Annotated in this window: 9 protein-coding genes; 3 read left to right on the plus strand and 6 right to left on the minus strand. The window is 36.0% G+C overall.

What is annotated here, in order from left to right; genetic code table 11:
• Nucleotides 1-133: 133 nt before the first annotated feature.
• Nucleotides 134-1,447 carry a methyl coenzyme M reductase-arginine methyltransferase Mmp10 gene (mmp10, locus tag CFE53_RS01230; RefSeq protein WP_148120077.1) on the plus strand — a complete coding sequence of 438 codons (1,314 nt, stop codon included), beginning with the start codon at nucleotides 134-136 and terminating at the stop codon, nucleotides 1,445-1,447.
• Between the two features lie 774 nt (nucleotides 1,448-2,221).
• On the opposite strand, the gene CFE53_RS01235 is transcribed toward mmp10, so the two are convergent.
• From CFE53_RS01235 to CFE53_RS01245, 3 genes are read right to left on the minus strand one after another with little or no spacing between them, the layout of a single operon-like run.
• Nucleotides 2,222-2,923 (minus strand): PP2C family serine/threonine-protein phosphatase, encoded by a 702-nt coding sequence (locus tag CFE53_RS01235; RefSeq protein WP_148120078.1) that lies wholly within the window; start codon nucleotides 2,921-2,923, stop codon nucleotides 2,222-2,224.
• Nucleotides 2,920-4,362, minus strand: coding sequence for a WD40 repeat domain-containing protein (locus CFE53_RS01240; RefSeq protein WP_148120079.1), 1,443 nt, complete (start codon nucleotides 4,360-4,362; stop codon nucleotides 2,920-2,922). Before CFE53_RS01240 ends, CFE53_RS01235 begins: the two co-directional genes overlap by 4 nt.
• A 5-nt stretch (nucleotides 4,363-4,367) precedes the next feature.
• A complete protein-coding gene (locus CFE53_RS01245; RefSeq protein ID WP_148120080.1) occupies nucleotides 4,368-6,839 on the minus strand; it encodes a serine/threonine-protein kinase in 2,472 nt (823 codons plus the stop codon).
• Nucleotides 6,840-7,240: 401 nt separating this feature from the next.
• On the opposite strand from CFE53_RS01245, the gene CFE53_RS01250 reads away from it, so the two are divergent.
• Both CFE53_RS01250 and CFE53_RS01255 read left to right on the plus strand, forming a co-directional pair.
• Complete coding sequence (locus CFE53_RS01250) at nucleotides 7,241-7,612, plus strand: thioredoxin family protein (RefSeq protein WP_148120081.1); 372 nt, start codon at nucleotides 7,241-7,243, stop codon at nucleotides 7,610-7,612.
• A gap of 14 nt (nucleotides 7,613-7,626) precedes the next feature.
• Nucleotides 7,627-8,277: a cytochrome c biogenesis CcdA family protein gene (locus CFE53_RS01255; protein ID WP_148120082.1), complete on the plus strand. Its 651-nt coding sequence runs from the start codon at nucleotides 7,627-7,629 to the stop codon at nucleotides 8,275-8,277.
• An 80-nt stretch (nucleotides 8,278-8,357) separates the two neighbouring features.
• Here the strand turns inward: CFE53_RS01255 and CFE53_RS01260 are convergent, their stop codons facing one another.
• The 3 genes from CFE53_RS01260 to CFE53_RS01270 form a co-directional block, all read right to left on the minus strand.
• Complete coding sequence (locus CFE53_RS01260; protein ID WP_148120083.1) at nucleotides 8,358-9,857, minus strand: tetratricopeptide repeat protein; 1,500 nt, start codon at nucleotides 9,855-9,857, stop codon at nucleotides 8,358-8,360.
• Nucleotides 9,858-10,099: 242 nt separating this feature from the next.
• Entirely contained in the window at nucleotides 10,100-11,329 is a 1,230-nt protein-coding gene (locus CFE53_RS01265) for a U32 family peptidase (RefSeq protein ID WP_172456337.1), read from the minus strand.
• Entirely contained in the window at nucleotides 11,286-12,674 is a 1,389-nt protein-coding gene (locus CFE53_RS01270; RefSeq protein WP_148120084.1) for a P-loop domain-containing protein, read from the minus strand. Before CFE53_RS01270 ends, CFE53_RS01265 begins: the two co-directional genes overlap by 44 nt.
• Nucleotides 12,675-13,219 lie beyond the last annotated feature (545 nt).

The following is a 13,219-nucleotide window of genomic DNA, read 5'->3' on the forward strand; positions in this document are numbered from 1 at the left end:
CTTTTAAAACCCTAAGATTGTATATTAATATATCTGAATGGAATATTTATTTTATTAAATTTCATATATGATTATTTTTATTATTAAATATTTATTATTGTATCATATTAAATGTTTAATATGGGTTATAAAAATGTCAAATGATATCATGAACTTTGATCTTAGCAACTTTCAGAGTTTATGGGATACAGAGGAAAAAGAGGATGTACTTAAGGATAAATCTCAACTTTTGGTAGATTTAAAAGGAGAACCTGGTAAAAACTGTGGAGGTTTCTGTAGATTCTGTTATTTTAGGAAATTAGATAGGGATAATATAACACCTTTTGGATGCAAAAACTGCACATATCAAATAGGCTGTGATTACTGTACATACTCTGTAAGAGAGATTAATGGAGATTTTCTCCCACTACCACTGGTTATACAACAGGTTCAAAGTGCCCTCTTCTTTCAGAGGTATAAGAAGGTGAATATTACTGGTGGGGGAGATATAAGTTTCTATCCAGATCTAATACCTCTCTGTGAGTATATCGGTAATATGGGTTTAAAGATACACTTAGGATACACCTCTGGAAAGGGTTTTAAAGATTTAGACACTGCAAAAGTTCTTGTAGATGCTGGGGTGGACGAAGTTACATTCTCAGTATTCTCCACAGATCCAGGGATAAGAAAAGAGTGGTTAAATGATAGAAACGCCGAGATATCTTTAAAATGTCTCCAGTACTTCTGTGAAAACTGTGAGGTACACTGTGCAGTAATAGTTATTCCAGGGGTCAACGACGGAGAGGTTTTAAAAAAGACGTTGTCGGATTTGGTAGATTGGGGAGCAAGGGGAGTTATATTGATGAGGTTTGCAAACACCACTGAACAGGGTCTTATACTAAAAAACGCTCCAATTATAGAGGGCATAACCCCCCATACTATTGAGGAATTTAAAAATATTGTGAAAGAGGCCCATGAAAACTTTGGAGACAATATCAGAATCACTGGAACACCCCTCTACGATCCCTTAACAAAGGCACCCTTTGCAATAACCTATCATGAGCATATACTTGAAAGATTGAGGGATAAGGTAGAGGCTGAGGCTACTATAATCACTGGAAGGATAGCCTATAATTTTCTTAGAAAAGTATTTCAAGATACGCCAGTTAATGTTGTCAAGGTAAATAAGGATATTGCAGATCTTATTACAGCAGAGGACTTAAAAACAGTAGACCCTAAGGAGTTGAAAGACACAGTATTTATTCCACCTCTAGCCTTTGTCCATGACAGGATAGCAGAGGAGATACTAAACAGAGATGGAGGAGATCGGATGGTACTTAGAGGTGTGGATAAGTTAACCTTAGATGGAGAGATAAGTGGTACCTTGACAGAGGAGGAGGTTTTGGAGTTTGAGAGAAGGGCTTTTACTGAGTTAATAGAAAAGATAAACTTTTTTGGGAAAAGGTAGTCTTTTTGCTGACTCTGCTATTTTTGCTCTGATGTAATTATCCTTTATTGAATGTCTGTTTAGCTGGAATGGTAAGAAATTCTGCTTTTACTAATAATAGTAATAAATATTTTATTTCTAGTCTAGATGCTGATAAAATACTATTATCTGTTTTATACTTCCACAATAATATCTCTTCTCTGTTGAGGAGGTAAAAAACATGTTTTTTACTTTCAACAAACTATATACTTTATATCTGAGTTATTACTAATAAGTTGGTACTACCGTCTGTCTTATATTTCCTACTTTAAAATATTAATTTTACCCTAATTTCCATCAAAAAAATTCTGATAATAATAGTTATAAAATAAAAGTATAAGAAGAAGGTATTAAAATCAGAATAAGAGATAATCTCCTGGGACGCTCTAAGGTACTATGGAAGTGGAGTAGATCCTTCTTAACAGATTGCTATTATTAATTTTATTAAAAGTATTATATTTTAATATTTTCTCAGTCTTTTTATTATTTAAATCATTATTTTGATGGGAATTGAGGTTAAAATAAAAACTTCTATTATCCCATTTTCATTATTCTTTAATCACTACTGATGGGAACTAAGGTAGTAATCCTACTTATTTATCCGGTGTTCAATATAGAAAGAAAAGGTTATTTTATTTTTTTACATCTATCAGAATTTTATTCATTTTATTATTCCTCTTAAGACTTTTATTTTTATTATAATAATTATTATTCCTCTAATCCCAGTCTTGATGGGAATCAAGGTTTATAAACTAACTATTCCAAACTTACAACGATTACAGTGATGTTATCTTCACTTCTTTCAAGTGCCAACTTAACAAGTTTTCTACAGGCCTCTTCAGGTTCGTAGGATCTTACGATCTCTGCAATTTCTCTGTCATCTACGTAATCATGGAGGCCATCACTACAGAGTAATAATGTTCCCTTTAGTTTTATTCTGTAGATATCTGGCTCGATATTTTCTTCAATACCTAAGGCTCTTGTAAGTACGTTTTTCATTGGGTGTTTCTTGGCATCTTCTTCATCTATGATGTTTGTGTTGAGGAGTTCCTGGATGTAGTTGTGATCCTTCGTATGCCATACGTTGTCATCATCTATGATGTAGGCTCTACTATCTCCAATATTTGCTATGACGCACTCTCCATTTTTATTTAGTAAGCAGGCTACAAGTGTACTTCCCATCTTTGCTCCAACTATATCACTGTAGGCTAAGATCTCTCTGTTGGCATTTTCAAATGCTTTTTTAAGTAGATCTTCCGGTTTGCCCTGGGATCTCTTGATGGTTTCCTTTAACTCCATTATGGCTATCCTACTTGCTTTTTCTCCATAGGCATGTCCTCCCATCCCATCTGCCACTGCGAAGACGTAGTATTTACCTATTTTTTCTGCCAGGTAAGCATCTTCGTTTTTCTCCCTTTTTCCCTTCACTGAAAGGGCTGAGAATTTTATTTTATTCATTTCTCTTCCCCAATGAGTTTTTTCAACTCTTCGATTATCTCTCTTTTTTCTTTTTCAAGTTGTTTTTTTCTTCTCTTTCTGTATTTATAGTATTTATTTCCGAAGTAGAGGGACATAAGAAAGATTACAGCTCCTGAGGTATAGAGATAGTAGTTGTTTACATAGGGAGCAAAATCTTCTTCATTAGGTATTCCATCCTGGTCTATATCTAGGGCAAGGGATTTTGCTTTTAAAGTAAGTTCTCCTGCTTTAGAATAATCTCCTCTTTTAAATGCCTCCTCAGCCTGGTGTAATATATCTTCGGCTTCTTTAACATTGTATTTGGTCTTTATCTGAGAGATTATTAATTTAACGTCATCTAATATTTTTTCTATCGTTTGAACTGAGACAAAGAAATAAATATCTCCACCTCCAGCAACAATATACTCCCCATCTGGAGTTATAGAGACTGAGTAAACACTACCATCTGTTTCATATTTCCACAGTAACTTCCCCTCTCTGTTGAAGAGATAGACATGTTTATCCCAACTCCCAGCAACAATATACTCCCCATCTGGAGTTATGGAGACTGATTTAACATAATCATCTGTTTTATACTTCCATAACAACTCCCCCTCTCTGTTGAAGAGGTAGACATGATCATCCTCACTCCCGGCAACAATATACTCCCCATCTGGAGTTATGGAGACTGAGATAACACTATCATCTGTTTTATACTTCCACAGTAACTTCCCTTTTTTATTGAAGAAATAAATATTATTTCCTATTAACGACCCCTTCCCACCTCCAGCAACAATATACTCCCCATCTGGAGTTATAGAGACTGATTTAACCCAACCATATATTCCATCCTTCCACAGTAACTTCCCTTTTTTATTGAAGAAATAAATATTATTTCCTATTAACGACCCCTTCCCACCTCCAGCAACAATATACTCCCCATCTGGAGTTATAGAGACTGAGTAAACACTACCATCTGTTTCATATTTCCACAGTAACTTCCCAAATCTGTTGAAGAGATAGACATGATCATCCCCACTCCCAGCAACAATATACTCCCCATCTGGAGTTATAGAGACTGAGTAAACCCAATCATCTGTTTTGTACTTCCATAACAACTCCCCCTCTCTGTTGAAGAGATAGACATGATCATCCCCACTCCCAGCAACAATATACTCCCCATCTGGAGTTATAGAGACTGAGTAAACACTACCATCTGTTTCATATTTCCACAGTAACTTCCCAAATCTGTTGAAGAGGTAGACATGACCATACCCACCTCCAGCAACAATATACTCCCCATCTGGAGTTATGGAGACTGATTCAACAACTCCATCTGTTTCATATTTCCATAACAAAACATACTCTTCCCCCCATACTACGTTCAACATACATAAACTTAAAAACACCGCTAGTCCAAATATTTTCACTCTCTTCATCCTTCTCACTCTACCAACTTCAAAAATTTCTCAATTTCTTCAACTATAGATTCTCCTTTAATTCCCTCCCTTACCATATAATCGATCTGTCCTATTAAACACCTACAATCCCTCTTAAGTTTCTCATCCCTTATCTTACCTTCCGCAAACTTCAACTCCTTCAAACAGGACACTAAATCCCCCTCCTTTGCATGGTAGAAGGCTAAGTACAGGGACTTCTCAACTAACGTTCTGTAATCCTTCGTCAGGTGCAGACTGATACCGTACCTCTTCTTCATAAACTCATAAACCCCCTCCCTGAACTCCCTTACACTTGGCCTCTTCTCAGGATCCTTGGAGAGACATCTCATAATTAAATCGTCCAGCCCCTCTGCATCCCTGTTGTACTTTGAGGGAGGTTCTGGTATATAATTTCTTACCTTCTCCTCTATCTCGGAGTTAGTTTTCCCATCAAATGGGTTAAACCCTGTTAGCATGACGTAAAGGAGGAGTCCCAGTTGATATACATCTGTTTTTTCACTTACCTTCCCTTCCAGTTGTTCTGGAGCGGAGTACATCGGTGTAAATCCTCTAATACTCCTGGACTTCGTAACTGCAACTGCCAACCCAAAGTCTGTTATCTTAGCCTCGTAGAACCTCCCGATCCTCTTAAGTAGAATATTCTGTGGTTTTATATCTCCATGTATAACAAGTTGGGAGTGGGCGTATTCAATACCCCTGGCAACGTCGTTTATGATCCTACATGCATCCTCGATATCCATCCTCCCCTCCTTGAGACTCCCTCCATCAACGTACTCCAAGACCATATGAGGGAATGGAGTCAACCTTGGCTCTATCAACCTGACGATATTCCTGTGGTTAAGTTTTCTCCAATTTTCAAGTTCGTTGAAGAATACCTTCTCAGCCTCCCTTGTAAGTTCCTCAGGTATCTTCAATGCAACTATACTTCCATCATCCCTCCTCTTAGCCTTATAAACCCTGGCAAAACCACCAGAACCGATATACTCGAGGGACTCGTACTCCTCCCTAAGTTTCTCAAGGCGCTCATCCCTTATGAAACCACCCCCTCTCTCAACTTCAATCTTAATACCCCTCCTAACATCCTCAACTTTATATATCTCAGGTTTCACCTCTCCAACATCCACAAGTAACCTCCTTATCTGTGTTATGTTCCTATCACAGGCATTTCTCAGATCCTGGATATAGGGTATCTTAGAGGTTACCTTTAGAGACACAGCCTCATCTTCAACCTCGTTTAAATACTGCCATACCTCCCTATACCTCTCCCTTGCATCGTAGTACTCACCTGACTTGAACAACTCTTCTGTCTTCTCCATCATCCTCTCGGCATTTCTTATCTTCACAGCGATTATTCTCTCGGAGCACTCCTGTATCAACTCTTTAACCCTATCTTTATCTCTAACATCCAGGGATCTTAAATACTCCAGTGCAGAGTAGAGTTTCCTCTCAGCCTCAGGATCCTCGATATCTACATCTATAAGATACTCCCCTTTACCAAGTTTCACATGTTCAATACTCTCCTCCACACTTTCCAGCCCCTCCCTTATCTTATCCCTTTCAAAATTCCTCTTTTCAGCGATATCAAGTGCAGATTTGAATAACCTCTTAGCCTCCATATAACTCTCCAATGCACTGTCGTAGTTCTTAGATGAGAAAAACTTATTACCCTTCTCAACGTACTCGTTTGCCTTGGAAACAAGTTTGAGCATCTCCCTGTTATCTATGGCTATCTTTGCGTTCTCTATGTTCTGTCTTATCCTCTCCTGGGCAAACTCTATATCCCTAACTAGATCCTCATCTTTCCTCTCCCTTGCAGCCTCCTTAGCCCTCTCATACTCCTCAAGTGATCTCCTCCACAGTTCAATAGATTCCTCAAATTTATCCTGTGTGAAACTTCTCTCAGCATCTAAGGCAAAATCCTTCGCCCTCTGGAGTAGATAATCTGGAGTTGGTTTAGCAGCGAGTTTAGCCTTCTCTATAAGTTCTTCAGCCTCATTGAATCTACCCTTTTTGAGTAGATTGAGTGCCTCCTCCTTCAACTCCTTAGCCTCCTTAGGATTTGAGCCAGGGAGTTCTCTACTTATAAGTCTTTCAACATCTTCTATTTTCATAAAAATTCTATTTTCTATTTCCAATATCTTTTCAAGTTCTGGGATGAGATCCTCGGCGTTATCTAAATCTCCACTTCTGATTCTATCGTAGATACTGTTAGCAACATTCCTTGCCTTTCCATGGATCTTTATCTTTGCTTCCAAATTTTTAATCCTCTCAACGATATTCCTTTCTTTTAAAGCCAGATTTTTAGCCTCTTTCAGTAATTTCAATGCTCTTTTGAAGTTATCTTTTTTAATCTCCCTTATAGCCTTTCTGATAATATCTTTTGATGCATTATAGTAACTATCGTCTTTTATTAATTCTTTCAATTCAAGCATCACCTCTCTGATCTCCTCCAGCATCGTTAATCACCTACAAGTTTTCTCAACTCTTTTTTTCCTTTTCAAAAATTTCCTTCTTTATTTTCTCTTACTGATCCAATAATTGATCCAGAAATGGATGATTTTTAAAATTAGATAGATAATTATTAGATTATATTATTATAATTATTTTCCAATCCCAACCTAAGATTTGGATCCATATCATCTGGATAAGTATGAAACCGATTATTATATAGAGATTTCTGTATGATAGTTTTATGTTTTTACTTTTAATGAGGTAAAGGATGGTAGTTATTCAGACAGATCCTAAAATTATCAAAAAAATAAAAATAATGATTACAATAAAAATAAATAAGTAAAAAAATAAAATAAAAAATTACAAAAAAATAAAATCTCCTAAGTACCTACATTATAGTGATAATATGAAGACATATCTACTTTTAATATTACTATCCATCACAACAATACTTTCAGGTTGTATAGATTTTGGAAATAGTGAATACAATGAAGTATTAATAAAGGATCTAAATCTTGAAGGAAAAACTGCAATAGTGGTATTTCACGCTGACTGGTGCAAATACTGTAAGGATCTTGAACCTACACTGAACCAGTTGGAGAAGGAGGGTGTAGAGGTTATAAGGATAGACGTTGATGAACGTCGAGAGTTGGCAGAAAAATTGGGAATTAGAGGGCTACCTACTGTTATCTACGTCAAGGACGGTGTTGTAGTTGGAAGAACTATCGGCTACGATCCAGAGGGAATAGTAAATAAGGCCAGGGAACTTTATCAGTAATCTTAGGAGATGTTATGGATCTACTGTTAATATTTATTTCAGGGGTATTTACTGCATTGGGTCCCTGTGTATTGACTGTACTACCTGTGGTATTTTCCTATACCTTTGGGATCTCGGAATCTAAAATAGAGGCATTTATTGTATCTTTGTTTTTTGTTTTGGGATTCTCCATAGTTTTTAGTTTATTGGGGGCTATTTCATCTGTTTTTGGCATATTTTTAGGAATTTACAGGTTAAAGTACGTTGCAGGTATTTTGGCGATAGTTTTAGGTTTATTGATTATGTTTAAAAAGGGTTTTTCATTTAGATTGAAGGGAAATTTTTTTAACAGGATTATAACTAAAATTAACAATAAAAATATCTCCCTTAAGTATAAAGTGCTTACCTCTTTTATCTTTGGATTGTCTTACGGTGTTGGAGCCAATGTATGTGCAGATCCTATTTTAGCGGGAATATTAACCTACGTATCTACAAAATCAGATGTTATTTTTGGAGTTTTGGCTTTATTTATATATTCAATAGGTTATGGACTTCCAATAATTCTCCTAAGTGTTATAGGTTTTGAAGGTAAAGAGGTATTTAAGAAATTTGTAAACTCTCATCTTGTTAGTTTTATCTCAGGTTTTATACTGATTGTGTTGGGACTTTTTGTTATTTTTAGGTAATTGGAGTTAAAAAATACTTCTGAGTTTCCTGGGATCTATGGGCTTTAGGTTTTTCTGTCCCTATTAAAGTATTTGTCTTCCTAATCGTCCTCATCGTCGTATTCACCTATAAGTTTTTTCAACTCTTTAATTATATATCTCTTCTCCATTTCAAAAATTTCCCTCTCTATTTTTTTCTTATTGGTCCAATACTTAATCCAGAAATAGGTGGTTTTTATAATGATGTAAATAATTATTAGGTTAATTGTTGTAATTAGTATCCAATTCCAACCAAAGATTAGGATCCATGCTATCTGGATGAATATAAGAGTTATTATTATATAAAGTATATAATTTTTCTTATCTGCTTTACCAAAGCATATTATGGATTCTAAAAATTTTCCTAACTTATAGAGAGCAACTCCTTTATTATTCCAAGCATCTACATCTTTTGGATCTATTGCCAATGCTCTATCGTAACACTCTATAGCTTCTTCGTATCTTCCTAAATCATAGAGAGCATTTCCTTTATTATACCAAGCATAAGCATATTTTGGATCTATCTCCAACGCCTTATCATAGTATTTTATTGCTTCTTCGTATCTTCCTAAATCATAGAGAGCATTTCCTTTATCATTCCAAGCATCTACATCTTTTGGATCTATCTCTAACGCCTTATCATAACACTCTATAGCTTCTTCGTATCTTCCTAAATCATAGAGAGCATTTCCTTTATTATACCAAGCATAAGCATATTTTGGATCTATCTCCAACGCCTTATTATAGCATTCTATTGCTTCTTCGTATCTTCCTAACTTACGGAGAGCATTTCCTTTATTATACCAAGCATGAACATACTTCGGATCTATCTCCAACGCCTTATCATAGTATTTTATTGCTTCTTCGTATCTTCCTAAATTAGAGAGAGCTAGTCCTTTATTATTCCAAGCATATACATTATTTGGATCTATCTCCAACGCCTTATCATAACACTCTATTGCTTCTTCGTATCTTCCTAAATCAGAGAGAGCAACTCCTTTATTATTCCAAGCATAAGCATACTTCGGATCTATCTCCAACGCCTTATCATAGTATTTTATTGCTTCTTCGTATCTTCCTAAATTAGAGAGAGCAACTCCTTTACCATTCCAAGCATCTACATATTTTGGATCTATCTCCAACGCCTTATCATAGTATTTTATTGCTTCTTCGTATCTTCCTAAATTAGAGAGAGCAACTCCTTTACCATTCCAAGCATCTACATATTTTGGATCTATCTCCAACGCCTTATCATAGTATTTTATTGCTTCTTCGTATCTTCCTAAATTAGAGAGAGCATTTCCTTTATTATTCCAAGCATGAACATATTTTGGATCTATCTCTAACGCCTTATTATAACAATTTATAGCTTCTTCGTATCTTCCTAAATCAGAGAGAGCATTTCCTTTATTTTTCCAAGCATCTATATAATTTGGATCTATCTCCAACGCCTTATTATAACAATTTATAGCTTCTTCGTATTTCCCCTGATCATATAGAGTATTTCCCTTCTCGAACCATTCTTCTGCAGTCATACCATCAATTTTCTTCTTAGAAAACATAATTCTAACACCTTAACCCATATCACTTCAATTACCTACTTTATCTTTCTTTATACATTCCCAAAGTTGTCAATAATATCCATCTATCGACATCTATCAATTATCTAAATTGTTATAATTTTACTTAATATTTTTATAATTATAATTATTAAAACTATTTTTATAATCCGAGTTTTCATCAAAAGTGATAATTAAAAATAGCAATTATGAACATAACCTTTTAAATATAAAATCTCAACCCTTTAAGAACTGTGGTTTTTATTATTTTTCAACAAAACAAACACCCTATCATTCTCCCTGGCAACGCCCCTGATCTTAACTCCAACCCTCTCCCCCTTCTTAGCGATCTTTACAGGTTTATGATCGATCTCCATAGATTCAACCTTCTCCTCTATACACCCTGTCTTATTTCCCATTATAAGTATGGTATCCCCAACCCTCAAATCTCCAGTTAATTTAATCTCCACCACCCCTATCCTCTTGTAGAAGTTCGTTACAACTCCCACCTCAACCTTCCTGTATGGAGAGGCATTTCCCTCTATCTCGTACTGGAAGTCATGTTTATCTACCTTATCTCTGAAGTAGAAACCAGTATCAAATCCCCTGTTGTAGGATTTAAGGAGTTCCTTTTTAAAGTAAGGGAGTTTCTCGTAGTAGGTGCCATCCAATACAGCATCAATAGCCTCCCTATAAACCTTCACAGTTCTCATTACATAGTCGGCGTTCTTACTCCTACCCTCTATCTTAAAACTATCCAACACCTCCATAAGTTCTGGGATATGTTCTATCATACAGAGATCCTTAGGAGACAGTAGATACTTCCCCTCACAGATCAACTCATGGGTACCGTCGTGGTGCTCATTTATCAACTTCCATCTCCTTCTACATGGTTGGAGACAGTCCCCACAGTTTGCATTCCTGTTGAATAAATAGGCACTTAGGAAGCACCTACCACTTATAGCCACACAGAGCGCCCCATGGACAAAACCCTCCAACTCTAAATCTACACCCTCCTCCTTCAACTTCTCCCTTATCTCCCTTATCTGGTTCAAAGTCAATTCCCTGGATAGTATAACCCTCTTTGCAAACTTGGAGTAGAACTTTGCAGTTAGGGAGTTTGTAATATTTGTCTGGACACTTGCATGTACCCTTAAGCCGTAATCTCTTGCAAGTGTCATAGTCCCTATATCACTTACTATAACTGCATCCACCTCAGATTCCACTGCAAAGTCTAAAACCTCCTCCAACTTCTTCAGATCCTTCTCGTATATTACAGTGTTTAAACAGAGGTAGATCTTCCTGTTGTTATCATGTGCTATCTTAACGCCCTCCTTCAACTCCTCCCTTGTAAAGTTCTTGGCGGTTATCCTCATGTTGAACTCCTTCAATCCACAGTATATCCCATCTGCCCCGTAATCAACTGCAGTCTTAAGACATGTTAGATCCCTTGCAGGAGCAAGTAATTCCACCATCTCTATCACCTCCTATCCTCCTCAACTCCCTACTTAACTCCAAGTAGTACTTACTTAACTCCTCCCTGAAGTAATCCAGATCTAAATACTTCGCCTCGTGATCCTCCAGATAGATAGCCCTATCTGCCAATGCAGTTAGTAGATCTAAACTACTGGTGGTGATGATAAAGGCAGAGGTTAGTTTCTCCCTCTCCCTCATCATAATCTCCGAGAGGGATTTCACCCCCTCGAACCACTTAGACAGCAAACCACTTACAAGGAGATTTACTGCAGAGTTATCCTCGTCTATAAGGATAAGATCTACACCGTTAGTCATAGCCCGTTGGATCCTGTAGGCCATAGTCATAGATGTTGAAGCCCTCCCTACAACCCTCTCTGGAGTACCCTTCAACCCCTTAGGTAGTTTCTCGAAGAATAGACTGATATCACAACCTTGCATATCCATAGAGCCTCCTGTAACCTTAGTTAAATTCTTAGTAGTTATTATATACTCCCTCCCATCACCTAGGAGGTGATCGTCCTGGCCACTCTCTATACCCTCAAGTAGTGTAGTCTTCCCCTGGGCATTTCTTCCAGTAATAACAAATACCTCCCTCTTCTTAATACCCAACCCTGTTATCACCCTTCCATCGTACAACTCCACCTCTACAGGGTTCAACTCCTTAGGAGTTATAAAAGGTACATTCACCCCCTCCTTAGGTCCCGCTATCCGAAAGTGTCTCCTAACAGGTGTATAACTCCTGGCAGGTTTGGAGTAATCCCCTATGAAAACTACAAGGCCCAGGTCATCCAACCTATCCCTTAGATCCTTCTGATTAACTATATTGATGTTCTCCCTCTCCAGTAGGGAGTAAGGTATTTTATCTATGTACTCCTCCAACTCCTGGGAGAGTTCGTCTATCTTTCTACCTATACTCCTTGGATCCCTCTCGGAGAATACCATCCTTAAAAGTAGGTGTATTCTATCCCCCTCTATGTAGTTGTATCTATCTGCCCTCCAGAGGTTACTCCCTATGTTCATATCACAATTTACTACAGTGAGAGGCTCGTAGAGTTCCCTGTATCTCCTCCCAAGGTTTCCTGAAAGTGGAGGGAATTTTCCTCTTCTCATTTCTTCTTTGATACATTCTATTATTCTAGCGGTGCTTCCCTCTAAACCCTTAGGATTTAAGTTGATAAGATCTTCCCTTCTGAAAACAAAGGGTAAAACTACCTTTACCTTCCCATCTCCCTGAGCACTGGTGTAGAAGAGTTTATTTTTATTAGAGGATGTTAAGACAGTTCTGTTTAAATTTGGAGTTTTTATGTTTTTTATTACTTCTCTTATAAATTCCCAGGTTTTCATCTTTATCACAAATATATCGTAATAAAACTTCTACTAAAACAACAACCCTCGAGATCTTAAATAAAATATTGAGAATTATAAAAAAGAATAATTATGGTAATAAACAAAACTTTTTAAATTAATTAATAACATTTTAAATTAACTACAACTATTGAGATTTCAATAATAAAAAATAATAATTAATAATTAATATTAAAACTAAAGAAATAAAAAATTAAGGAATATATACAGATGAAAAAACAAAATCTCAACTACACCGAGTACTGAAATGTAAGGCGGAATTTTTCTTTTTTCTTAATTATCTTTTTTATTAATCTTTTATTATATTATAATTTTTTTATAAAATATTAATATTTTATTTTAATTGAAATTTAAAAGATCATTATCTCCTGATTAGTATGGATAGTTAAATATCGTCAAAAAAGTAGATCTCCTTATGATAAGAAATTTTTATTTTAAAATTCTTTATTATTTTTATAATTATTTTTATTATTCTTTAAATTAAAATTATCCTTTTGATAGGAATTAGGGTTATATATTTATAT

It is taken from the genome of Methanofervidicoccus sp. A16 (assembly GCF_003351865.1).
Taxonomy (GTDB): Archaea; AGJL01; Methanococci; order Methanococcales; family Methanococcaceae; genus Methanofervidicoccus.

What these genes read in the sequence shown, in the direction of transcription:
- mmp10 (WP_148120077.1), top strand. Translation starts at nt 134, where the DNA reads ATGTCAAATGATATCATGAACTTTGATCTTAGCAACTTTCAGAGTTTA.
- CFE53_RS01235 (WP_148120078.1), bottom strand. Translation starts at nt 2,923, where the DNA reads ATGAATAAAATAAAATTCTCAGCCCTTTCAGTGAAGGGAAAAAGGGAG.
- CFE53_RS01240 (WP_148120079.1), bottom strand. Translation starts at nt 4,362, where the DNA reads ATGAAGAGAGTGAAAATATTTGGACTAGCGGTGTTTTTAAGTTTATGT.
- CFE53_RS01255 (WP_148120082.1), top strand. Translation starts at nt 7,627, where the DNA reads ATGGATCTACTGTTAATATTTATTTCAGGGGTATTTACTGCATTGGGT.
- CFE53_RS01260 (WP_148120083.1), bottom strand. Translation starts at nt 9,857, where the DNA reads ATGTTTTCTAAGAAGAAAATTGATGGTATGACTGCAGAAGAATGGTTC.
- CFE53_RS01270 (WP_148120084.1), bottom strand. Translation starts at nt 12,674, where the DNA reads ATGAAAACCTGGGAATTTATAAGAGAAGTAATAAAAAACATAAAAACT.
- CFE53_RS01250 (WP_148120081.1), top strand. Translation starts at nt 7,241, where the DNA reads ATGAAGACATATCTACTTTTAATATTACTATCCATCACAACAATACTT.
- CFE53_RS01265 (WP_172456337.1), bottom strand. Translation starts at nt 11,329, where the DNA reads ATGGTGGAATTACTTGCTCCTGCAAGGGATCTAACATGTCTTAAGACT.
- CFE53_RS01245 (WP_148120080.1), bottom strand. Translation starts at nt 6,839, where the DNA reads ATGCTGGAGGAGATCAGAGAGGTGATGCTTGAATTGAAAGAATTAATA.